The following is a 23,683-nucleotide window of genomic DNA, read 5'->3' on the forward strand; positions in this document are numbered from 1 at the left end:
TGAGACCTGCCTCACGTGTACCAGACCACCGGCAGCTACTCGTTACCGGTTGCACTTCCTCTAGAGGAGGGCGGCCTGCTGGGCGGGGCCCAGATCGCCTGGTCCGCCTACGGAGAGCGCTCGGACGACAATGTTGCCGTCCTGCTGCACGACCTCGCGCACTCGCACCGGGCGCTGGGGCCGGCGGAGGCCTCGGCCTACCAGCCCTCGGGCTGGGGCGCGGAGCTCGTGGGCGAGGGCCGGCCGCTGGACACCTCGGCGCTGCACGTGGTGGTGCCGAACCTGCTCGGTAGTCCTTTCGGCTCCACCTCGCCGGTGACGGTGGACACCCGCGTGGGCCGGGCCTACGGCGCGGCGATGCCGACGATGACGGTGACGGACATGGCGCGCGCGGTGGCCGCGACGCTGCGCGGGATGAAGGTGGAGCGCGCGCGGACGTTGGTGGGCGTGGGGCTCGGCGGGCTGGTGGCGATGCAACTGGCGGCGCTGTTCCCGGAGCTGATGACCTCGGTGGTGGTGCTGGGCGCCGCCAGGACCCTGCCGGAGACGCTGCGCGAGCGGCTCGGCCTCACGCGCCACCTGCTGCGCGCGGATCCCGACTTCCGCGAGGGCCACTACGCGCCGGGCGAGGGTCCGAGGAAGACGCTGCGCAAGCAGCGCCTGGAGTACCTGCGGCTGGTGAATGGAATCCGGGCGCTCGGCGCGGCGTACCCGGAGCCGGCCGCCGCCGAGCGGGCCCTGGAGGCAGACGCCGACGCCTTCGCGGAGACGTTCGACGCGAACACCTGGGCCCTGTTGTGCACGGCCTACGTGGGAGGAGACGTCACCGACAGCCTGGCGAAGGTGCGAGCGCCCGTCCTGCTGGTCGCCGGAGCGGAGGACGTGCTGGCCCCGCCGTCGCGAGTCCGGGACACGTACCACCTGCTCACCGCCGCGGGGGTCCGGGCGCACTACCACGAGCTGCCGGAGCCGTGCGATCACGCCAGCCTGCTCACGCAGGCCAGGCGTCTGCAGGGCCCGATGCGGGACTTCCTGCGCCGCCGGAGCTGACGCCCTCCCCTGTCCGGAGCCGGACGCCCCCTGCCCCGTCCGTGCGCGGCCGGATGCAGGCCCGCCCCTCCGGGGAGGATTGCGCGCGTGGTTTGCGAACATGAGGTTGCGCCCCATTCCGACCGGAGGGGCATATGGAGCAACGCAAGAGAAGCGCCGCGTGGCGGGTGAGATGGGGAGTGGCATTGCTCGGGACGCTGGCGTTCGCGTGTGGTGGACCGATGCCCGAGGACGCACCGGACGTCGAGGAGCTCCTCACCACGGAGGCACAGCTCGTCTCCAGTCCCTTCGACGTGAGCCGGCCCGTCCTGGAGGCGCAGACCACGGGATTCAGGGGACCCTCCGTGGCCTTCGATGGCGACGTGTACCTGGTCGTCTGGGAGGACTCCCGCACCGGCGAGGTCTTCGGCGCGCGCGTGAAGCCCAATGGCCGCGTTCTCGACCCGGCGGGCATCCCGCTCAACCTCACCACCGGCCTGGATGGTGGTCAGCCCCGCGTGGCCTATGACGGCACCCAGTTCGTGGTCGTCTGGGTGAGCTCGGACGGCGTCATGGGCGCTCACGTGGAGGGCGACGGAGACGTGCGCCGTCACTTCGTCATCAGCTTCAGCGACGAGACCGGCGGCCCTCCCGGCATCGCCTGTACGAAGAAGCTGTGCCTGGTGTCCTTTACCGTCTCCGGAGATGACGAGAACGTCATCTCCGCCGTGCGCCTCGACTCAGAGGGCAAGGTGCTCGACCGGCGCTCGATCTCCCCCGGGTTCAACTTCGCGCGCGATCCCGCCGTGGCCTGGGATGGCAAACAGTTCCTGGTCGTCTGGAGCGATGAGCGTGACGGGGATGACGGGAACATCTACGGCAACCGCGTGCGCAAGGACGGCACGGTGCTGGACTCCAGAGGCGTGCCCCTCATCGCGACTCCCGGTGCACAGAGACTCCCCGACGTGACCTGGACCGGGAAGAACTTCCTCGTCGTCTGGGAGGATGACCGGGGCGCGGATCCGGACATCTACGGCGCGCGGATACGGGGTGACATGAAAACGGTGGAGACCACGGGCTTCCCCATCGCCGCCCATCCCGGGGCGCAGTCCGCCCCACGCCTGGCTCATGGCGACGGTAGATCGCTCGTCGTCTGGGACGACACCCGCGGGGAGGAGCTCCTCGTTCGTGGCGCCCGCGTGTCGGATGATGGCGAGGTGTTGGATCCCGCGGGCTTCACCCTTCCCTCCCTCCGGGGATTCCCGCGCGCGAGCAACCCGGGGGTGGCCTCCAACGGCCGCCACTACTTCGTCACGTACGGCGCCCAGATCGAGGACGCCGAACCCTTCGGCACGGGGAGCCACATCGTCGGCACCCGGGTGAGGCACGACGCGACGGTCCTGGACTCGCCGCCGCTCCTGTTCACCCGCTCGGCCACCGCGCAGAAGGAGGTCGCCTCCGCGTATGGCGCCGGTCACTACCTGGTCGTCTGGCGGGAGACACGCGCCGACGAGCCCGTGCGCCTGCTGGCCACTCGCGTTCGCACCGATGGCCGAGCCCTCGGCCCGCCCATCCCCCTGCCCGCCAGGCCCGATTCGCGCAACACCTCGGTGGCCTTCGACGGAGCCTCCTTCCTGGTGGTCTGGGACGAGGACGGCACGGACGGCTTCCGGGACGTTCGCGGCGCCCGGGTGAGCAGTGCGGGCGTGCTGCTGGACGCCACCAGCCTGCCCATCGCCGTGCTGGCGGACTCCGAAGTCACTCCCTCGGTGGCCTCCTCCGGGGATGGCTTCCTGGTGGTCTGGGAGGACGGGCGGAGCAGCGGCGTGTTCGGCGATGTCTCCGACCTCTACGGCACCCGCGTCAGCTCCGCGGGCGTGGTGTTGGACCCCGGCGGCTTCCGCATCGCGGGCACCCTCCTCACCGAGCAGACGCCCTCGGTCATCCACGCCGGGGACCACTACCTCGTCACCTGGGTGCACTTCGACTTCACCGAGTTCGACACGGAGACGAGCATCCGCGGCGCCCGCGTGTCGGAGAGCGGCACGGTGCTCGACTCGCCGGGCATCCTCATCGGTCCGGGCCCCTCCTTCAACGCGCCGCCCGCGCTCTCCTTCGACGGGACGAACGTGCTGGTGGCATGGGCAGAGGGTCCGTTCACGGCCGGCACGCGGATCTCCGCGGCCCGCGTGAGTGGAAGCGGCGCCGTCCTGGATGCCGTGCCCTTCACCGTCGCCGAGGGTGAGACGTCACGGACCCGGCCCACCGCCGCCTTCGATGGCACGAATCACTGGCTGGTGTGGGAGCAGAACGGGCAGTCGATCCCCGAGAACGAGCCCGTGGACGTGTACGGCGCGCGCATCCGGCCCGACGGCACGGTGAGAGACCCCGGTGGGAGACCCATCGCCCGGCACGACGAGCCCGAGTACGGCCCCGTCGTCGTCTCCAACGGCTCCGGGCGCGCGGCGGTGTTCTACACGGAGTTCGTGACGGAAGAGGACGTGATGAACACCCGCATCCAGGGACGAAGGCTCACGGGCCCCTGAGGCCCCCGGCCCCGGTCACCCCACCGGGAGGAGCACGGAATACGTGGTACCGTGCCCCTCCTCCTGGCTTTCCACCGTCAGCTCTCCACCCATCGTCTGGACGATGGACTCGCTGATGGACAGTCCGAGCCCGGGGCCGAAGTCGCCGCTCCACAGCAGCTCGGGATTGAAGAACGGCTCGAGCGCTCGGGGCAGCTCACTCGGCTTGAAGCCCCGGCTGGTATCGGAGATCTCCACACGCACCCGCCCCTTCCCGCTCCGCGTGCGGATGCCGAGCTCGTGGGGCCCGGAGGGGCTGTTCTTCATGGAGTGGAGGGCGTAGCGGATGACGTGACGGAACACCGTCTGGAGAGAGCCCTCGCTTCCGAGCACACCGGGAAGCTCGATGGCCAGGTCCACCCGCATCCGCGCCGTCTGCTCCACCTCTTTGATCATGGGGCGCACTACCACGTCCATGATCGCATGCACGTCCAGGAGGACAGTTGCCTCGGGCGGCCTGTGGACCAGGTGCCGCAGGTCACGGAGGACGTCGCCGAGGCGCGACACCGCTCCGAGGCAATTCGTGACGAACGCCTGAATGAGGTCGAGCTTCTCCTCGAAGGATGACAGGAGCTCCGGGTGCGTCTTCAACTCCCGCGTCGTCTCCTCCACACGGGTCCGCACGTATTCGAGGCCGAAGGACACGGAGCCGAGGAGCGGGCGGAGGTTCAGGGCGAAGCAGGCCGCCATCGCTCTGGTGACGTTACGCCCATGCCGCTGGAGCACCCGCAGGCGGGACGCGTCCCCGCGTATCCGTGCGAGCACCTCTGGCGGCACGATGCGCTCATCCCGGTCCAGCTCGCCCACCGGAAGGAGCACGGAGAAGGTCGCACCGTGGCCCGGCTGGCTCTCCACCCACAGCTTCCCGCCCAGGGCCTCGACGAGGGCCTGACAGGCGGACAGATCGAGCCACGTGCCGGACGCGGGAAGCGGCACGGAGACGAACGGGTCGGAGAGGCGGGATAGCACCTCCGGCGGCAGTCCTGGACCGGTGCAGGAGACGGTCACGAGCACCTGCTCCCGCTGCCTCCGGGTCCGGACGCCGAGCACGTGCCGCTGAGGATCTCCGGGTTGCATGAGCCGGAGGGCGTTGATGACGAAACGGAAGAGCACATGGTGGAGCAGGAGCGGCCCACCCGCCACGGAACAAGACCCGGGCATGAAGTCCTTCTCCAGCCGCGCCGTGTGCTCCAGCTCGCCCTGGGCCAGACGCAGCACCCCGTCCAGGCTCTCGTGGAGGTCCACGGGCACGGGAGCTTCGTCCCGCGAGCCCGTCCTCCACAGGCTCCCCGCCTCCCGATGGAGGGCGTACATGCGCTGGCAGGATTCGGACACCTGCTCGAGGTGCGTGCGAGCACCGGCGAGCCACCCGGCGAGCCTCGGCGGGAGTTCCGTCCGCGCCCTCAGCGCCTGCTCCAACTCCCCCAGGGATTCGAGGAGGGGCAGGTACGAGAGCAGGATCGTGTGGGGATGAAACATGACCTCGTAGTTGGCGTACACCACCACGCTGGCCATGTCTCCGAGCAGTTCCAGGAGCTGCTCGCGCCACCACGCCTCGTCTCGTTCCGGCGGAGGACTCATGGGGTCCGCATGCTACCCCACGAGGCCGTTACCGGGGCGGAGGGGGATGCAGCAGCCGGCCGCGCAGCGCGCCCACGATCATCCCGATGCCGATGTCGTTGTTGCCGCCCTGGGGGACGATGATGTCGGCGTGGTGCTTGGAGGGCTCGACGAAGCCCTTGTGCATGGGACGCACGTGGCGCAGGTACTGGCCCACCACGCGGTCGAAGTCGTACCCGCGCTCGTGGATGTCGCGCTCCAGGCGCCGGATGATGCGCAGGTCGTCGTCGGTGTCCACGTAGATGCGCACGTTCATCTCGTCGCGCAGTGCCTTCATGTGGAGCACGAGGATGCCCTCGATGAGGATCATGTCCCCGGGGTCCACGCGCACCGTTTGATTCTTCTTACGGGTGGACGCGACGAAGTCGTAGACGGGCTTCTGGATGGACCGGCCCGCCTTGAGCTCGCGCAGGTGCTCCACCAGCAGGTCCGTGTCGAAGGCGTCCGGGTGGTCGAAGTTGACCTCCCGGCGCTCCTCCAGCGTCATGTCCTCCAGGTCCCGGTAGTACGAATCCTGATCGATGAAGGCCACGCGGCAGTCGGCGAGTGCGTCGCGGACCTTCCGGGCGACCGTCGTCTTGCCGGAAGCGGTACCACCGGCGATGCCAACGACGAGGGGTGACGACATGGGCGCGAACTACCCTAGAGGGAGGGGCACGCGCAAGGCTCCGTCGAAAACCCGACAGATAGGGAGCCCGCCCCCTCAACGGACTGGCGCTCTCCGGGCCGCCCTCGTCCATCCGGTAGTTCACGGATCCACTGTCAGGCCCAGGACTCGAATCGGCCTTACTGAATGAGCCGCGTTTCTCGGTTCCAGTAACAAAATTAAACTTCACTCGGAGCGAACCTTCTTCGACCGCCCTCCTTCGAGGCTCCCCGGTCCGTGCCCCCAGGCGCGGCCCGGCCATCACCTCTCTCGTTGGGGGCAGATATGAATACCGGCTCGGTCGAGGTCTCTCGTCGTCTGGTGGCTGGCTCTGGAGGAAGGAGGCACTGGGGATGGGTGCTCCCGAGCACCGCGCTGCTGCTGGCGGCAGCGAGCGCCTGTGGTCCCGCGGAGGAATCGCTCGATCCCCAGGCCTCGCTGGAACAGGCCCACAAGCTGGAGACCACCAATGGCCTGTCGCTCAACGGCCTGTCGCTCAACGGCCTGTCCCTCAACGGGCTGTCGCTCAATGGCCTGTCCCTGGAGGGTCTGTCCACCCCTGAGTTCGAGTCCTGGTTCCGGACGAACCCGGAGCTCAACGACATGGTGATGAAGTACGTCGTCCTCTGCGCCGTGCCGGCCGGGGTGCGGCGCACCTATACGGCTCCCCATACGGGCGACACCTATGTCTGGACGGGGAGACTGGGCCTCGCGCCGGACTGGAGCAACGGCTCGCCCGCCACCGTCACCGAGCAGCGGATCGTCTCCGCCTGCCTGGCGGCCCATGCCAACAAGTATGGAATCAACATCTCCATCTCCGTGCAGGGGCTGAGCGCCACGGGCGTGCCCATCCCCGTCTCCACCGCGGAGCTCGTGCTGTTCTCGGAGAAGGAGGCCTGCTTCTTCGGCAACCTCTTCACCCAGGAGTCCATCTACGTCGGCAATGACGGGCGCCCGCTCAACGACAGGGAGAGCACCGCGCGCGCCTGCGCCCTCTCCACCCGGAGCAACCTGGTGAGCCAGGAGTGCCCCCCGATGGTCCGCGTCGAGCAGGACTGCGCGAGGTACTGCACCCTGGATGCCTCGCGGCGCTTCTACGTGTCGTGCACCTACGACGGCATCACCTGGCCGTCCATCACGACGCGGATGCTCCGCAAGGACATCTACACCTGCGGAGACGGCGTCTGTCAGCGCACCGAGTCGTGCGGGACGGGCGAGACGTATGACAACTGCGGCAGGGATTGCGGCCCCTGCCCCTGAGCCTCACCCGCGCCGCAGCAGGCCGCGCGCGAGCCCCTCCGCCAGGAGCGCGGAGGGCACGGCCTCCACCGGCTGGGGCGCCCGCGCGAGCGAGCGCAGCACCTCCAGCAACGACGGGGGCACCGTCAGCACCTCGGGCCCCCTGCCCCTGCGCCGCACGACGAAGCTCCACGGCCCCGGAGCCGGACGCCGGGCCACCTGCGCGAGCGCCTCCAGGCCGCTCACGTCCAGCACCTCGCACGCCCAGGCCCGCCCCGTGAGGTGACGGCGGAGCGACCTCGCGGCGAAGACGAGCTCGGTGAGGTCCGCGGGGAAGGTGCCCACGCGCACGTCCTCGGCCAGCCCCACCTGCCCCGGTGCGGGCGCGGCGAGGGAGCGCATCATGAAGACGTTGGGCAGGAAGGTCTCGAAGGAGACCGCCGCCGCCACGCCCTCGTCCGGGTGCTCGCGCAGGCGACGCCGCGTCCAGGCCGCGAAGGCGTGCCCCGGCGAGCGGCCCAGGCCCTCGAAGAGCTCGCGGAACTCCTTGGAGGCGGTGAAGGCGCGCAGGTCCTCCCGCGTGCCCGCGAGCAGCAGCCGGGAGATGGGCCAGTCCCGATCCAGCGTCTCCGCCACCACCGCGAGGCGGAAGTCCGTCTCCGCGCGAGCCCCCTCCGTGTCCCCTCCGGTCTCCGGCTTCGCGCCGTATCCGGTCTCGTAGAGGGACCAGGGCTGGCTCTCCCGGGTGAGGGCCGGCGCGGGCTCCGTCACCGGGGTGAGCACGAGCGGAGGCCGGGGCGCGGAGGGCACCAGCTTCCGCAGGCGGCGCAGCGTGAGGAGGGCCACCTCGAGCGGGTGCCCGTCTCCCTCGAAGGTGACGGCGCGCAGCGAGGGGCAGCGCGGCAGCAGCGACTCCAGCAGGCCGAAGAGCTCCTCGCGCACGGGCTGGGTGTGGTCGTCCACGTAGTAGCCCCGTCCGCTCCGGCGGGTGATGACGCCACCGGCGATGTGGATCTCGATGACCTTGTCGAGCGGGAAGCCGTCGAGCCCCGCCTCCAGGGGCAGTCCGGCGGCGAGCTGGTAGCTGAGCAGGTGCCCCAGGTCGAGCAGCATCGGCAGGCCGGTGCGCGCGTGCACGCGGGCCATGAAGTCGAGCACGTGCAGCTCGCCGCGCTTCGCGAAGGCGGCGGGGTTCTCCAGCGCGAGCGGGACGGACAGGTGGGACTGGACGTGGAGCGCGTGCGCCACGGAGTCGCGGACACCGGCCTCGGTGAAGGGCGGCGTGAAGTAGAGGTAGCCCGGGAACGGCTGTCCGCCCGAGTGCCACCAGCCGATGTCGTTGCCCACCCAGGCACTGCCCACGGCGCGCGCGTGCGCATCCAGGTCCGCGAGCGCCTTCGCGGGCTCCAGCTCGGGGCCATAGAGGTTGAGGTGCACGGGGTGGAAGAGCACCGGCACGTCCTGACGGCGCTCCCACATCTGGGGAAAGAGCGAGGCCTGCGCCCGCGTCTCCTCGAGCGACAGGGGGGCGCTGTACTCCACGAAGTCGAAGAGGCCGGGCGACTCGGCGAGCAACCGGTAGGGATGCGGCTGGTCCGCCGCGTCGAGGTTGCTGCTGAGGCCCAACCCCCGCCAGGGGAGCTGCCAGGCTGTCGCGTCGGGAAGACTCATGGGACATCAACCCTACAGCCTGCTCGGGCCATTCTCAGTGCCCGAATGCGGCAATCCTGCCGGCGCTCCGGCATGCTCCGCCACCGGGGTGACGAAATGACCGCACGTGGCACGTGGAGTTGTCTGCTGGCGTTGATGGGAAGCCTGGGATGCGCCGGCATCCAACACGCACCAGAGGAGCCGCCTCCCGAGATGCCGCCCCAAGTGGTCAGGGCCGACCTTCATGTGCACGTGAACATGCGCGCGGCACTCCGGCCCTTCTTCCAGGGTGAGCCGGGAGACGGAGTCCTGGCGGGCTCTCACGCGGAACGCCTCGTCAATCAGGTGGATCCGGCGGCACTGCGGCGCGCGGGGGTGCGGCTGATCCTCGCGACGGTCTGGCCTCCTCCTGCCACACGTCCCGGCCGGAGCGCGCTGGGAGAGGCACTCCACCAGCTCGAGGAGTTGGAGTCCTTCGCCCGGAGGAGCCCGGACTTCGTGCTGGCGCACAGTGCCGGGGAGGCACGGCGGGAGCTCGCGCGCGGACAGCTGGTGCTGGTTCCGGCCATTGAAGGCGGCGAGGGCATCCGGCGCGTGGAGGACGTGGATCTGCTCTACGCGGCGGGAGCGAGGTCCATCACCCTCGTGCACTTCTTCGACAACCCGCTGGCGGACGCGGCCGATGACCAGTTCGGCCTGCTGGTGGGAGGCCTCACCAACGGACGGGACGGAGGTCTCACGCCGCTCGGAGTGGAAGCGGTCCGGAGGATGATGCAACTCGGCATCCTCATCGACGTGGCCCACGCCAGCGACAAGGCGATCGAGGACGTGCTCGCCATCACCGAGCCCGCGGGCGTGCCGATCCTCTACTCACACACCGGAGCGGGATGGGCCGAGACGCGCTGCCTGAGCACGCCGCTCGCCCGGCGGATCGGTTCGGGCGGAGGATTGATCGGTATCGGACTCTTCCGCTCGCCGTTCCAGGAGGTCCCCCTCGCCGAGCGCTGGGAGGGTTTCCAGCCGGGGACGTGTGACGACGACGTCGCGCACTGGCTCCATTACGTCCGGGAGACGAGCCCCGAGGCCGTCGTGCTCGGCAGCGACTTCAGCAGCGTCATCCTCCGCGCCAGCCCGGGAGGCGCCTGCGCGCGAGGCATCCGCCACGCGGGAGATCTTCCCGCCCTGTTCTCCGCGCTGGAGGCCCGAGGCATCACACGCGACAACCTCGACAGCTCGGGAGAACGGGTGCTGCGCCTGCTCGAAACGGTGGAGGTCCGCTCGGACCCCGGGGTGCGTCAGTCGGCTCGAAGACGCTCCGCGCCCCGAGATGACCTCTTCCCCGATTGAGGGAAACACCCGTGACGCGGTGTGGCATATGATCACGGGCCTCTCCCTCTCCCAGCACCTGTCGCTGGCCGGGAAGCGCGGCTTGCTTCCGGTTGTCGGCTGCCCTAACTCGCCCCGCCATGCTCGCTCACTCGGTCGTGAATGGAACCAGGACCTGGACCACCCCGAACGGGGAGCTGCAGCTGTGGACACCCGCTCCTCACGTCATCGTGACGAAGTTCCAGGGGACGATGTTCGACGCCCACCTCGCCCACCTCGCCATGGTGACCATCGAAGGGCTGGTCGCCTCCCAGCCGAAGATGGACATCTTCCACGACTGGGAGGGGATGGAGCTCTACGCGACCGAGGCGCGGACCCTGATGACGGATCGCGCCGTACCGCTCGCGCCCCGGATCAACTCCCTCAGCGTGCTGTTCGGCTCGAAGGTGGTCCGGATGGGGGTGTCGATGGCCAGCCTCAAGCTGGGCGGCATCCCCCTGTACAACAGCCGAGAGGACTTCGAGCGGGCCGTGCGACAGGCCGTGGAGTCCAAGCCGGGCACGTTCAAGCCGACCCCGCGGGAGTGAGCACCCGCGAGGCGCGCTACCCGCCCTCCCCACCGCGTCCATAGGCCTGGTCGAGGATGCGCTCGGCGCCGAGGCCGCTCGACTTCGCCGCCTCCACGTCGAGCCCCTCTCCGTGGCCCTGGCCCCGCCCCTCGAACGAGACCTGACCGTCCTCGAAGACGGCGGTGCGCGGGCAGGAGGGCAGCTTCAGCGCGGAACGCAACACCTCGCAGGGTTGGGACTCCGCGGCGTCGAACACGGCGCCGTCCTCGCGCTTCGTGCGCACGTAGTGCACGCGTCCGTCCGCGAAGCGCACCGACGTCACCCCGCGACCCAGCAGGGACTCCACCCGCGAGCGCGGGCGCGACTCACGCCACGGCGCCTGTCCTCCCTGTGAGAACGGCAGCCACTGGCTCCAGCGGAGCGGCGGCGCTCGGAGCGCCCGCTCCTCCTCGGGCCGCACACGCACGGTCCCGAGGAAGGCCTGGCAGTGCGTCGTATCGCAGACCGGACGGCCCGGATGCCTGCTGCCCGCGTGCCGCTCGTTGTGCGCCACCACGCGCGCGAGCGCCACCCTCGCCTCTCCCTGAAGAGATGCGTCCTCCGCCGCCACGACTCCCGCCGTGTATTGCAGGCGTGTGGTGCGGAAGACGAAGTCCGAGCCTCGCCGCGCCTTGAGGGCATTCGGACTGGTGGGGACTCCCGCGGGCGGCTTGTAGGGAGGCGGACGGGACTCCGTGAAGATGCCGGCATAGTCGCGGCCGGCCGGGGCGTCGGGGAAGCGCACCCGCCAGGGGCTCCCCAGGCACACCGCCGCTCCCTTCGACACGAGCGGCGCCAGCTTCGCGAAGCCCTCGGGAATCGCTCGCGGCGAGCCTCCTTCCAGGGAGAACCCGGCTCCCTGACACCGCGCCTCGAGACTCTCCGGCGGCACCAGTCCCAGCACCTGCACCCGCGCGGCCTCCAGTCCGCTCCGCTTCTTCCGGACCTTCGCCAACACCTCGGGCACCTCGTCCGCGAAGGCGCGCGGCATCTTCCCCGGCCTCGCCACCACCGCCACCAGGTCCTCGTCCACCGCGACGATCCACCCGAGCCTCGGCCGGCTGTCCGCGTCCCGCACCGTGCCCGTCTTCGTCGCCACGCCCGCGTAGTCCTTCGACGCCGGCAGCTCCGACAGCGTCCCGCGCGCGGCGTTGTCAGCCATCACCGCCAGGACATCGGGCCTCGCCTCGGCCAGCAGCCGGTACGCCTGGGCCAGCCCCCACGGGGAGAGGCGCAGCGTGGCTCGCAGCCCGATGGCGTCCGCCATGTCCAGGGGCTGGCTGGACAGGCCCACCGCGGCCAGCACCGCGCCCCAGGGACCGAAGGCCCTCGGTGCGCTCCCCTGCCCCTCCCAGTCCAGGAAGTACCCGTTGCACGAGCGCAGCAGCGCCGTCCTCACATCCACCTTCCCGGGCAACCGCTCGCCACAGACCCACTCCGCGACTTCCGCTCGCGAGGAGAGCACCGGCGGTGGCGTGGCGCTCCCCGCCACCACGAAGGGCTTCAACGTCGAGCCGTACGGCATGGCCCGCTTGATGTCGCCCTCGGCGAACAGCACCTCGCCCGAGTGGCGGCTGAGCACCACCGTGGCACTGGCCGCCGCCTCCACCGCCACGCCCACCAGCTCGTCCACGGACAGCGGCACCGCCCAGCGTGCCCCGTCCTGGCACTGCCTCAACCGGCGCGTGAGGGCCTTCGGAAAGCCCGCGTCCTCGTTCAGCACGCGCGCCAGCGCCCGCCGGGCCCGAGGCGTGTCCACGTCCGGGTTGCGCACCAGTTCCACCGAGGCGTTCGTCAGGGACTGGTAGGGCGCCTCCCGCCACTCGGCCAGCTCACCGCTCACCGCGAGCGAGAAGGCCTCGTGGAACAGCCGGTCCTCCGCCGAGGCCGGACATGCCCACCACAGCAGTTGGTGCGCCAGCTCGTGCCGGAGCGCCACGAGCAGCCGCGCATCCAGCACTCCGGGCGAGCCCTGCCGCAGCTCCACCACGCCCGGCCGGCCCTGCCCGTTGCGCGAGGGCAGAATCGCCTCGCCCCGCTGCAGGGAGATGTTCCCCGGTGCCCCGCCAGGCACGCCACCGGCCTCGGCCACGTAGCGCGCCTCCAGCTCCTTCCACGCGGCCTCGGCCTCGGAGCGCAGCCGAGACTCCGGCGTCACGTCTCCCCTCGTGAGGAAGACGGGGGTGGCCGCCAGCATGGCGACCGTCACGGCGGCCCACCCCATCACGGCCTCACCACTCGCTCTTGCCGACGTCGCCCGAGGTGCGCTGGGACGGCGCCACCTTCAGCACGTCCGAGCCCGTGCGGCCCCGGATGCTCGTCACGTACATGTCCTCGATGAAGGCCGGCGGCGCGGAGAAGCTGCCCGCGAACTGCGCCCGCATCACGTAGCCCACCGTGCGCGGACTGTCGCTCCACCACGTCGGCTCCTCGAAGAAGAACGTGGCCCGCTCGGGGCTCAGCGAGCGCCGCTTGAGGGACTCGGGTGCCAGCGGCAGCGAGTGCGGTGGACCGCGGAACTCCTTGTCCTCCACCAGCGGCACGAAGCCCGCCGGCACCGCGTCCTCCAGCACGTAGTACGCCGAGCGCACCCGGTTCTCCCCGCGCGCGTCCAGCGTCAGCTCCACGTACACCTCCTCGCCCTGGCTGACGCTGTCGCCCGGGTTCAGCTGCACCCGGCCGCCCTCGCGCAGCACGTAGTAGGCGCGCCGCAGGCTCATGCCCTGCTCCACGGGCTTCACGTCCGCCAGCGGCGTGGCCGCGACGGCCCGGAGTGTCGCCACGCCCTCGAAGCCCGCCACGTCCACCGTGCGGGTCCCCGGCTCCAGCGTGGCCACCAGGCCCATGCCCCGTGGCGAGAAGCGCACCTGCCCCTTCGCGCCCTTCACCTCCGGCGGCGCCAGCTTGCGGAACTCCTTCGCGTCGCGCTCGATGAGCCACAGCGAGTGCAGCAGCGCCGTGCTCCGATCGAAGGTGGACAGCCCCGGCTCGCTGAGCGCCTCCAGCAACCGCCGGCGCGCCTTGCTCACGTCCATCTTCCCGAAGGACGCCGCGTGACCCAGGATGGCGGTGAGGCCCACCTGGCGCAGCGGGTAGCGCCACATCGCCTCGCTCGGCGCGGGCATGTTGGCCAGCGTGACGAAGCCCTCGTTGCTCTGCGCCACCAGCTCGTCGATGCGGCCCTTCAGCGCGGGCTCCTTCATCACCCCGGCCTTCTCGGCGGCCAGCACCGACAGCGCCAGCGGGTACAGGTCTCCCGGCGAGGCCCGCTCCACCAGCGCGCGCACCCGGGCCGCCTGACGCTCGCCGTCCAGCCGCGCCAGCACATAGGCCCGCGTGGCGTCCCACTCGAAGGGCATCTCCCCCTGGGCCTCCAGCCAGCGCATGCTCTCGGTGATGCGCGGGTCGTTGCGATCCACCAGCCCCGCCTCCACCGCGTACGCCAGCCCGTCCAGGGCGATCAGCGTCATGGGCACGTCCGCCTGGCTGTAGCCGCTGAACCAGGTGAAGCCGCCGCCCTTCACGGACATCTCGAGGATGCGGGCCGTGCCCTGCACCGCGCGGCTGCGCGCCTCGGCCAGCAGCCCCTGGCTGTCCGTGTCGAGCGACTCCAGCGAGCCCGACTTCTTCAGCGTCTGGTACAGCGCCACGTTGGGCACCGTGGTGGACACCAGCTGCTCCAGGCACCCGTACGGGTACGTCAGCAGCTCTCGTACGTTGGAGAGCGCCGCATCCACCAGCGACGGCTGCAGCACCAGCTCCACGTCGGAGACGGTCGCGCTCGGGGCCGCGGGCAGGGACAGCTCGCCGCCGCCCCACTGCGACACCTTCACCGGATCCGCCAGCACCGCCGGCCGTACCGCCACCGTGCGCCTGTCGCGCAGCGGCTCCTTGCCTCCCATCACCTCCACCGCCAGCTCGGCCGAGCCGGAGCGCTGGGCCTTCAGGGTGATGGGCAGCACCTGCTCACTCCCCTTGCCCAGCTCCACCTTCTGATTCGCCTCGGCGGGCTCGAGCACCCCCGCCGCCGCGAGCCGCACGTCCAGCAACTGGCTGCCCTTGGCCGCCTCACCGGCCGACAGGCGCACCGACGCGAGCGCCTCGTCCCCCTGGCGGAGGAACTGCGGCAGCGCGGCGTACAGGTTGAGCCCACCGCGCGTGGCGAACTCGGCGGTGGACTCGCCGAAGCGGCCCGAGGTGTCCGCCGCCACGCTCGTCACCACCCAGAGCGTCTGGTTGGCCGGCAGCTTGAAGCGCACCGTGGCCCGCCCGTCCCGGTCCGTCACCACGTTGGGGCTCCAGTACGCGGTGTCGCGCTCCAGGTCCTTCGCCTGCCGCGTGGGCGGCTTGATGGAGGCGAAGGCATGGTCCGGCAGCCCCGCCATCTTCCGCGCGAGCGCCTCGCCATAGCCGTAGCCCTGGAACTCGGAGGAGAAGAAGGTGGCCACGTTGTCGCGGCCCGGCGGGTAGAAGAAGTCCAGCACCTTGGGGCGGAACTCGCTCTGGATGGCGTAGACGGCCTTGTCCACCACGCCCACCGACAGCTGCGCCACCACGCCCTGGCCCTCGTGGTCCGTCACCCGGACGTCGATGACCTGCTCGGTGAGCGGCGTGGCCTCGGCGCGCCGGGGCTGCAGCGTCACGGTGAGGGTGCGCTCGGCGGGGATGATGCGGAAGCCCACCATGCGCTCCTCCCAGCGGCCCTCGGCCGTCGGGTACGCCACCGACGCGTACACCGCGCTGCCGAAGCGCTTCTCCACCTCGAAGGAGTGCACCAGCGTGCGGCCCTTCAGCTCCACCAGCTGCGTGCCGTACACCCCCGAGCCGGAGAGCGTCACCCACACCGGGCCCGCATCCGCGCCACCCGGGCCCCAGCTGTCCGGAAGCAGCGCCACCAGCTGCGCCGAGTCCCCCGGCGCCAGCGTGCCGGAGAGCGACGCCAGCGTGAGGTTGGGCACCCGGGCCACCGGCTCGTCGGCGTCGCCGATGACGAGCGTCTGGTCCTCGCCCGTCCAGGCCTGTCCGTTCTTGTCCTTCACCGTGACGCGAGCCACCACCGCGCCCACGTCCGAGGTGGGCACCTTCTCGCGGTGCACGCCATCCGCGCCCGTGGTGAAGCTCCGCTTGCCCAGGCTCTTCTCGGCGCCATCGGCCTTGCGCAGCACGAACTCCACCTCGCCCGGCGTGGCCCCGTAGGGCTTGCCGCCCAGCGTGGTGGCGCGGATGCTCAGCGTCGCCTCGGAGCCCTTCTTCACCACCGCCGCCGAGTAGCGCGTGGCCCCCAGCACCTCCACCTTGGACAGGAAGAAGGCGGCGCTCGCGTTGGCGAACGTCTGCTGGTCATCCCGCGCGCGCACGGTGAGCGTGTAGCGGTACGGCAGGCGCTCCTCGCCCGGCTTGAGCGCGGGCACGGGAATCTCGAGCTCCGCCTCGCCATTGGCGTCGAAGGTCGCGGCGCTCGCCCAGGGATCCTCCTCCACCCCGCGCTGGGCCACCGTGGAGAACAAGCGCTCGGGGACGCTCAGCTTGCCCTCCGTGGTGGACGCCGAGCCGTACGTCACCGCGCTCCCCTGCCCGCCCAGGCCCGCGTCATCCACCCAGGCCGGAGCGTCCAGCAGCGTGCGGTAGAGGAACACCTCGTACTTCGCGCCCGCGGGCACTCCGCCCGCGTACCGGCGCGCCCGCACCGTGGCCCGCACCGTCTCGCCCGGCACCACCGTCTCCTTCTCCGGCTGCAGTTCCAGGTAGAAGGTGGGCTTCACGTAGTCCTGCACGCGCGCCTCGCCCTGGTGCGGCTGCGAGTCCAGCTCGGCCATCACGCGCAGCACGCCGGTGCCCAGGTCCGTCGGCACCGACATGTTTCCAGAGAAGCTGCCGAACTCGTCCACCCGCGCGCGCGTCTGCACCTCGCGGCCCTCGGCCGAGACGAGCTTCACCGCCACCTCGCGCCGGCGCGGCGTGAAGAGGCGCGCGAGGAAGCTGTCCGGCTGGCGCACCAGGCCGCGGAACTTCACCTCGTCGCCCGGCTTGTAGATGGGCCTGTCGCTGTAGATGAACACGTCGGGCGCCACCGCCAGCGACGAGTAGAAGTCCGTGTCCACGATGGCGGTGTCCCCGCCCACCGTGGCCGTGGCGATGAGGCGCGGCTCCTGGACGGCCAGTGTCACCTCGCCCTTGTCATCCGTGGTGCCGGCCGGACCCTTGCCCGAGGCCAGATACACCTGCACCTGGGCGCCCGGGCGCGGCTTCTGATCCCTCCCCGCCACGCGCACCAGCACCTGCCCATCCGTCTGCTTGAGCTGCACGGTCAGGTCGGTGACGACGAGCACCACCTGCCCCTCCACGCGGCCCTGGACGAGTTGGAGGATGTACATGCCGACGGGCAGCGGCGGGAGCGTCACGCGGCGCTCCTCGTAACCGCTCGAGTAATAGGAGGTGTCGAAGCCCGGGACGCTGAACTCGCGATCGGAGCCACCGAGGTCCAGGTTCAGCCACTGGCTGCGCACCACGGTGAAACCGGGAGGTACGCCCACGAGCTTCTCGGGACCCTCGGACACGCGGGCCAGCGGGCGGCCCGGAGGCGGAGGCGGACGCGAGGGCAGACCCGGCGCCACGGCCTTGCGGAAGTCCTCGTTGAGGGCGAACAGCAGGAACGAGCCCGGCGAGTGCGCGGCGTTGAGGCCGCGGCTGAGCGCGTTGCCGGGGTTCGCCGTGGTGGGGGGCTGCTGCCAGGCGCGCCGGATATCCCCCTGCGCGCGGATGAAGGAGTCGACGTCCGCGGGCTCGAGCACCCGCAGCTCGACGGGCCCCTTGCTCTCGAAGGCCACGTCCACGGCCACGGGCTCGCCGCTGCCGTAGGCACGGGGGACGGTGATGTAGAGCGGCTTGGCCGCCGCCACGCTGGCGGACACCAGCGCGGCCAGTACCGCGATGCGAGCGGAGTACCTCATGAACCAAACCCTCCCGGAACCAGCTTGTCGCCATCCACCGTGCCGCGCAGGCCGATGTACGGCAGCGTCTCCAATTCACGCCGTGCGGCTTCGATCTCCGGCGGGGCCGCGTTCGGCCGCGGCTTCTGCGAATCCGTCTGCTGCTGCGACCAGTACCCATCCGCCATCAACGTCCCGAGCAGCCGCCCGGTGTTGACGCCGAAGGACACCGAGCCCTGTGCGCGCAACCCCTGCACCACCGGGGCCGCCGCGTTGAGCATGTTGGGACCCTGGCCCTCGCACGCCCGGCGCACCCGCGTGAGCACGTCCGGGCTGGAGGCCAGCACGTGGTGGCCGCACAGCGTCGCGGTCTCCATCTTGTTGGGCCCGGAGAAGAGCTGTCCGAGCGCCTCGGCGTCCTCGGGCTGGCCCCACAACAGGGCCACCTCGGAGGGCAGGTTCGCATCGCCCCGAGGCGTCCACACCATCGCCACCTGGCGCGTGCGCAGGGCCCCCACGCCACCCTTGCCAGACCAGAAGGCCTTGAGGGTGTTCTGATCCAACTTCTCGGGCAGCTTGAGCTGGAGCGCGAGCAACACCGGCGTCTCCGCGGGGACGAGCTTCAGCAGCGACTCGGAGAACGGCGCGCTGTCCAACCGGGGCTCGTCCGCGACGGGCCCGGAGATGCCACGGCCCACCAGCCGGTTGCCCTCGACGGCGAACTGCAACCGGATGCCATTGGCCACGCCCACCACGTGCGTGAGCAGCTGCATCTCACGGCCGAGCGGCTCGGGAGCGAAGCCCAGCTCCACGTCCACGTTCTGCGGCGCCTCGAGCTCCAGGTGCGGCTCGCACAGGCCCTGGAGCACCACCGCCGGGTGCCGGGCGAACACCATCCGGTCGTCCGTGCGCGCGGCCCACAGCCCCTGCTCGGCCACGAGCCAGCGCTCCAGCTTGAAGCCACCCGAGGGCACCTCGGCCTCCCCACCCGGGCAGGAGTCGGCCGTCATCTCGGCCCGGCGCACCACGCCGTGCATCGACTCGAAGGCCGCCACGGCGGCGTTGCCGGGCTCGGGGATGATGATGGCGGGAGTGCCCGCGCGGGTCTCACCGGAGAACCACACCACGCGGAACGGCGCGGCCAGGAGCTGCCCGGCCATGACGTCGAACACGGCGCCCTTGAAGGAGGCGCCCAGTTCCTCGCCCCGGGTGTCGAGGAACGCGGCCCAACCGCCCACGAAGCCCTTGCCGAGCGGCTTCTGGAGCTCGTCCTTCAACCACGCGTTGCCGGTGAGCGCCTCGCGCACCTTGCCCGGCGAGTAGACGTCCACCCAGAAGGCCGGGGCGACGGGCTCGGTGGGCACCTCCATCTTCGTCGGCTTGTCGGGCGCGGGAGGAAGGGCCTGCAGGACGGAGCCCGTGGACGAGCCCGTTCCACCGGACACGGTGGGGCCCGTGGTGGCTGGACCCGACGAGGGCCCCGAGCGGCGGCCGATGAGGTAGGCACCCGCGGCCACCGCGACGAGCACGGCGACGCCCACGCCCACGAGGACGGCCCGGGGAGGTCCGCCCCGGGGAGGCGGTGCCGGGGGCGGAGCGCCCGGCGGAGACGAGGGAGGGTTCATCGCATCCACTCCTTGAAGCGGAAGAAGCCGAGGAAGGCGGTGTTCTGGGGCACCGGGCGCCACTCCAGGGGCGCCTCGGTGACGAGCGACTGGAGGACGCCGGTACGGACCGAGGCCCCCTTGTCGCCCGGGTGGTAGACGACGCGCGTGGGGGCATGCGCCTTGTCCTCCGGGCGCACCACGAGCATCAGGTGGAAGATGGGGCCCGAGTCCCGCTCCAGCCGGAAGGCGACGAGGTCTCCGGTGCGAAGCGACTCGCGCGTGGCCTCGTCGCGGCCGAGCGGCGCGAAGCTGTGCGTGAGGAGCGTCTCGGCATCGGCGAAGTCGCCGGGCTGGCCCTTGTCATCGCGCCACAGGGGCGAGTCGAGCCGCTGGGGCTGGAAGCGCCGGTACGCGGCGCGGAAGACGAAGCGCACCAGGCCGGCGCAGTCGCGCTGGGCGGGGTTCCACTGGGAATCCATCCGGCGCACCTGGGCGAGCGCCACCTGGGCCACCTCGCGCCGGAGCAGCACGTCGAGGGGCTCGGGAGCGGGCGAGGCCGCCTGGAGCGACAGGAGCAGGAGCAGCAGGGGCATGACGTCGAGGGAGCCTCAGTACTCCGAGTCCACGCCGCCGCTGGTGAGCGTCTTGACGGCCTCGTCGAGGTTGCGAGGCCACTCGGGGGACTTGGGGGCGGGATCCTGCGAGGGCACGTAGATCTCGGCCTTGCCATCGCCGAGCACGTTCACCCAGGCGAGCACGCGCGTGGTGCCGGGAGTGGCCAGGGGGATGCGCACCATGCGCCGCATCTCCTGGGGCGTGCCACCGTAGAGGACGACGTTGAGGGTGGCCACGGTGTGGGCCTTGTCCCCGCTGGGCCAGTAGTTGGTGGCGATGAGGTAGAGACCCTTGGGGGGAGCGCGGTGGACGTAGAGGTAGGGCCCGTAGGCGGGGTCGTCGAAGTCACCGCCCTGCTCGTTGAGATAGAAGGTGCCGCCGCTGGGGCTCTCGGTGTTGGCCCAGTAGACGTGGGCCATCTTCTTCAGGTCGAGCACCTGACCCGAGCCATCCTGGGCCTGGGAGAGGCTCTCCTGGGTGGGCTCGTAGATGTGGAGGTCGGTGTAGACGCCCTCGGTGTCGCTGGTGAGGATGGCCTTGAGCGGGACGGGAGGGATCTGCGCGTAGCTGGTAGCCTGGGCGCGAGTGGTGCCGGCCTGATTGGTGGCCAGGACGGTGACGACGTTCTTGCCGCTGGCGGCGGGGAACTTGCGCTTGAAGCGCCCGCTGAAGGTGCGCATCAGGTAGCGGTCGCCGTTGATGGAGATGACCACCGGGTCGATGGTGGTGTCGCTGAGGGTGCCCTCGACGAGCAGCATCCGGTCCACCGTCCAGCCGCCAGAAGGAGCGGTGAGGCGCACGGTGGGCAGCGTCTTGCCCTTGCCGATGGGAACACCCTGCTGGCGGGGATTGGCGGTGGGGGCCGGGGCCTGCGTGAGCAGCACGGCCAGGAGTACGGGCAGCATCGAGGGCTCGTCCTGTCGAGAAGAGGATGGACGGCACCCAGCCTGCGGCAGATGGCCCGCGCTTTCAAGCCGATTGGGCCCCCAGTGGGTCACCTTTCGAGTCAGACCCTATAAACATGACTCCGTGGGTTGAGTATGTCAGACGGCTGAGGTAGGGTGGTACCCGTTGACGTCGCGGAGCGACCGGCGGGCAGGAGGGCGAGGGTGGGAAGAGAAGACGCGTACAAGTCCCGGATCAAAGCGATGGGTTGGGCCCGGCTGAGGACCTTCCATGAGCGACTCATTCAGGGGCGAGTGGAGGGATGGGAACCTGGAAAGGCATTCGAGTATTTGGTGCTCCGCGCATTCGAACTCGAGGGCGCCGAAGTGACCTGGCCCTACATCATCGCTCTCTCACCTTTGGAACCGGGTGGAGAGACGGAACAGATCGACGGTGCCGTCTTCGTGGACGGGCTTGCGTGCATCGTGGAAGCCAAGGACACCACCCAATCCACGAGCATCGTTCCCATCGCCAAGATGCGAAACCAGTTGCTCCGCAGGCCAGCAAGCACCATTGGACTGATCTTCAGCCGCGGTGGCTTCTCCCGCTCGGCCACCACACTCGTCAGGTTCGTCGCCCCGCAGACGATCCTCCTGTGGAAGGGCGAAGAGGTCGCTCACGCGCTGAAGCACCGGGCATTCCGAACGACATTGCACCGCAAGTAAGCGCACCGTCGAGCTGGGCCTCGGCCTGCATGACCTCTTGGAGACAAGCGCATGAGAGCCTATGTCGTGGCAGAGAACGAGTTTGACAAGGAACTGGTTGAATCGCTTCTGGCCAGGCGCTTCGGCAAAGGTGCTCGCGAGATCCTCGTTCGTGCGGCCAGCGGCAAGCAGGATGCCTGGTCAAGTGCGCTCTCGCTGCTCTCTGGCAGGATGATACCGACAGCGCTCATCGTGGACGCGGACACCATCGATCACGACCTCACGGAGGAGCAGCGCACGGACCTCGAGTATCTCTTCGGCACGAGCGCACCCAGACACATGTGGCTCATCGTGCTCGCTCAGCCCGAAGTCGAAGCGGTCTTCTTCTCTGAGCGCGCGCTCCTGGAGCGAGCCACGGGCAAGAAGGTCTCGGAGCTCGACATCGCCCGGGCCGCGCTGGGTCCCCGGGCCGCGCTCCAGAAGCTGTTGCCCAGGACGAAGTCGGGTCATGGCGCGAAACAGTTGGTAAAGAAACTATCGGAGTCCGACTTCGAGAAGCTCCTCTCCTCCGAGGTCTTCCGGCCGCTCATCGAGTTCGTCCAGCGCCAGCTCTCGGCCAAGGAGCCGCCCCGAGGCATCCAGCGGTCTTGGGAGGACCCGCGGACCTTCTCTTCCTGAACGACCTGCCAGGTGGCCCCCCTTCCCTCGCTCCATATATTCCTGGCCTCCGGAAGGAACGCGGCTAGATAAAGAGCGGGAGCGGCGGGGACGACATCTTGGAACTGTACGAACGAGCGGAGCTGTACGACATCGCGTTTTCCTACCGGGACATCGGTGCCGAGGTCGATGTCGTGAAAGCCTGGTACGAGGGAATGACCGGCCACCCCAGGCCAGCGCGAGTACTCGAGCTGGGAGCCGGGCCCGCGAGGCATGCCCGCGAGCTCGCGCGGCGGGGCTCGGAGGCCTGGGCGCTGGATATGTCCCCCGCCATGTCCGACTACGCCCGCGCACAGGCGGTCGCGGACGGAGTCCGGCTCGAGGTCGTGACCGCGGACATGACCGCGTTCGAGCTGCCTCGCCGTTTCGACCTGATCCTGTTGATGATCAACTCGGCGGCGCACCTGCTGACGGAGTCGGCCATGGTGCGCCACCTGGAGTGCGTCGCCCGTACCCTCACTCCGGGCGGTGTCTACGTCATGGAGGTGGCCCACCCGGCGGACGACGAGAAATACCCGAACGGTGAGCCCCCTCGGCAGTGGACGGTGCAGCGCGGGCAGACGACCGTCGACATCCGCCTGGGTACACCCGGGGACCCCATCGACCAGCAGAGCCGCGTGCGGACCACCACCGTGGAGCTGAAGGCGAACATCGCCGGCCGCCACGTGTCCTTCGAGGAGAAGCTGCCGATGCGCGCCTGGAAGAAGCAGGCCATCGACGAAGCCATCCAGCGCGCCGGTGGGTTCGGCGCCGTCCGTGTCTACGGTGATTTCGCCCCGGACGCGGCGTTCGAGCGGCCGGACGCCTGGCGGATGGTCTACGTGATGCAACGCGCGGGCGGCCCCCAGCGCTGATCCAGCTACTTCACCAGGGCCCGGTCCTCGGGAGCCAGCAGCCCGAGGCACGTCGCGCAGTAGTGCCCCGTGCTCTCGTCCGCGGACTTGATGGCCTTGCCCTTCGCGTCCGACATCACGCAGCCCTTCACCTCGCAGTGGGGGAAGCCCAGCGTGTGGCCGAACTCGTGCACCGCCACATCTCCCAGCCGGCGCAGCAGCGCCTCCTTCGTCCTGCTGTGCTTCTTGTACAGGTAGGCCGAGAGCACGCAGTTGCGGCCCCCGATGGTCCCCAGGCCCGCGATGCCCCAGTCGGGGATCTTCCCCTTCGTGGTGGAGAGCTCCGCCTCCGTCACCGCGATCACCTTCCAGGCGCCCTCCGGCGGAGTCTCGTCCAGCCAGTCCAGGATGCGCTCTGCCCTCCAGCGGCGGCGCGGCGCGTAGTACGCCGCCTTCGGAAGCTCCCGCCGCGCGTCAATGCGAACCCGCACGTTCATGCGGGCCTGGAGCTCCTGGGCGATCCGCTCCAGGTACTCCTGCTTCACCCTGCCCAGGGGAACGATCGCCACCACGCGCTCCGGTGACGCGGGCGCTTCGGCCGCGACGGCCAGCACTCCTCCCAGCAGCACCGCGACGGCGAACAGGGGACCCAGGCCCCGAAGGTGTTGAGCACGCATCCCCTCAGTGTAG

Annotated in this window: 17 protein-coding genes; 8 read left to right on the forward strand and 9 right to left on the reverse strand. The window is 70.3% G+C overall.

Annotated elements, in window-relative coordinates:
* The first annotated feature begins 15 nt into the window (after positions 1-15).
* Together JRI60_RS29840 and JRI60_RS29845 are read left to right on the forward strand one after the other, a co-directional pair.
* Positions 16-1,050: an alpha/beta fold hydrolase gene (locus tag JRI60_RS29840; protein ID WP_204219277.1), complete on the forward strand. Its 1,035-nt coding sequence runs from the start codon at positions 16-18 to the stop codon at positions 1,048-1,050.
* Between the two features lie 134 nt (positions 1,051-1,184).
* Positions 1,185-3,575, forward strand: coding sequence for a hypothetical protein (locus JRI60_RS29845; RefSeq protein WP_204219278.1), 2,391 nt, complete (start codon positions 1,185-1,187; stop codon positions 3,573-3,575).
* 15 nt (positions 3,576-3,590) lie between these two features.
* Here the strand turns inward: JRI60_RS29845 and JRI60_RS29850 are convergent, their stop codons facing one another.
* Complete coding sequence (locus tag JRI60_RS29850) at positions 3,591-5,195, reverse strand: sensor histidine kinase (RefSeq protein WP_204219279.1); 1,605 nt, start codon at positions 5,193-5,195, stop codon at positions 3,591-3,593.
* 28 nt (positions 5,196-5,223) lie between these two features.
* Complete coding sequence (udk, locus tag JRI60_RS29855) at positions 5,224-5,862, reverse strand: uridine kinase (protein WP_204219280.1); 639 nt, start codon at positions 5,860-5,862, stop codon at positions 5,224-5,226.
* 375 nt (positions 5,863-6,237) lie between these two features.
* Between udk and JRI60_RS29860 the strand changes: the two genes are divergently transcribed.
* Positions 6,238-7,140: a hypothetical protein gene (locus JRI60_RS29860; protein WP_239469790.1), complete on the forward strand. Its 903-nt coding sequence runs from the start codon at positions 6,238-6,240 to the stop codon at positions 7,138-7,140.
* Between the two features lie 3 nt (positions 7,141-7,143).
* Here JRI60_RS29860 and JRI60_RS29865 read toward each other — a convergent pair whose 3' ends face one another.
* Complete coding sequence (locus JRI60_RS29865) at positions 7,144-8,790, reverse strand: DUF692 domain-containing protein (protein ID WP_204219281.1); 1,647 nt, start codon at positions 8,788-8,790, stop codon at positions 7,144-7,146.
* 237 nt (positions 8,791-9,027) lie between these two features.
* Here JRI60_RS29865 and JRI60_RS29870 point away from each other — a divergent pair, with 237 nt between their 5' ends.
* Together JRI60_RS29870 and JRI60_RS29875 are read left to right on the forward strand one after the other, a co-directional pair.
* Positions 9,028-10,116 carry a dipeptidase gene (locus JRI60_RS29870; RefSeq protein WP_204219282.1) on the forward strand — a complete coding sequence of 363 codons (1,089 nt, stop codon included), beginning with the start codon at positions 9,028-9,030 and terminating at the stop codon, positions 10,114-10,116.
* A 119-nt stretch (positions 10,117-10,235) separates the two neighbouring features.
* Positions 10,236-10,682, forward strand: a complete 447-nt coding sequence (locus JRI60_RS29875) for a hypothetical protein (protein ID WP_204219283.1) — start codon at positions 10,236-10,238, stop codon at positions 10,680-10,682.
* 16 nt (positions 10,683-10,698) lie between these two features.
* Here the strand turns inward: JRI60_RS29875 and JRI60_RS29880 are convergent, their stop codons facing one another.
* Genes JRI60_RS29880 through JRI60_RS29900 form a run of 5 tightly spaced genes read right to left on the reverse strand, consistent with a single transcriptional unit; the run spans position 10,699 to position 20,759 of the window.
* Positions 10,699-12,927 carry a hypothetical protein gene (locus JRI60_RS29880; RefSeq protein ID WP_204219284.1) on the reverse strand — a complete coding sequence of 743 codons (2,229 nt, stop codon included), beginning with the start codon at positions 12,925-12,927 and terminating at the stop codon, positions 10,699-10,701.
* A gap of 7 nt (positions 12,928-12,934) precedes the next feature.
* On the reverse strand, positions 12,935-17,653 hold the full coding sequence (locus tag JRI60_RS29885; protein WP_204219285.1) for an alpha-2-macroglobulin family protein: 4,719 nt from the start codon (positions 17,651-17,653) through the stop codon (positions 12,935-12,937).
* On the reverse strand, positions 17,650-19,257 hold the full coding sequence (locus tag JRI60_RS29890; protein WP_204219286.1) for a hypothetical protein: 1,608 nt from the start codon (positions 19,255-19,257) through the stop codon (positions 17,650-17,652). The genes JRI60_RS29885 and JRI60_RS29890 overlap by 4 nt, the downstream gene beginning before the upstream one ends.
* The gene (locus tag JRI60_RS29895; protein WP_204219287.1) at positions 19,254-19,832 is read right to left on the reverse strand and encodes a DUF1175 family protein; all 579 of its coding nucleotides are present in this window, start codon (positions 19,830-19,832) and stop codon (positions 19,254-19,256) included. The genes JRI60_RS29890 and JRI60_RS29895 overlap by 4 nt, the downstream gene beginning before the upstream one ends.
* 15 nt (positions 19,833-19,847) lie before the next feature.
* Positions 19,848-20,759, reverse strand: a complete 912-nt coding sequence (locus JRI60_RS29900) for a DUF2135 domain-containing protein (protein ID WP_204219288.1) — start codon at positions 20,757-20,759, stop codon at positions 19,848-19,850.
* Between the two features lie 204 nt (positions 20,760-20,963).
* Between JRI60_RS29900 and JRI60_RS29905 the strand changes: the two genes are divergently transcribed.
* The 3 genes from JRI60_RS29905 (at position 20,964) to JRI60_RS29915 (ending at position 23,014) form a co-directional block, all read left to right on the forward strand.
* On the forward strand, positions 20,964-21,464 hold the full coding sequence (locus tag JRI60_RS29905) for a restriction endonuclease (protein ID WP_204219289.1): 501 nt from the start codon (positions 20,964-20,966) through the stop codon (positions 21,462-21,464).
* Between the two features lie 51 nt (positions 21,465-21,515).
* Positions 21,516-22,121 (forward strand): hypothetical protein, encoded by a 606-nt coding sequence (locus JRI60_RS29910; protein ID WP_204219290.1) that lies wholly within the window; start codon positions 21,516-21,518, stop codon positions 22,119-22,121.
* Positions 22,122-22,219: 98 nt separating this feature from the next.
* Positions 22,220-23,014 (forward strand): class I SAM-dependent methyltransferase, encoded by a 795-nt coding sequence (locus JRI60_RS29915; RefSeq protein WP_204219291.1) that lies wholly within the window; start codon positions 22,220-22,222, stop codon positions 23,012-23,014.
* 5 nt (positions 23,015-23,019) lie between these two features.
* Here the strand turns inward: JRI60_RS29915 and JRI60_RS29920 are convergent, their stop codons facing one another.
* Complete coding sequence (locus tag JRI60_RS29920; protein ID WP_204219292.1) at positions 23,020-23,670, reverse strand: archaemetzincin; 651 nt, start codon at positions 23,668-23,670, stop codon at positions 23,020-23,022.
* Between the last annotated feature and the right edge of the window lie 13 nt (positions 23,671-23,683).

This window comes from Archangium violaceum (assembly GCF_016887565.1).
Lineage (GTDB): Bacteria > Myxococcota > Myxococcia > Myxococcales > Myxococcaceae > Archangium > Archangium violaceum_B.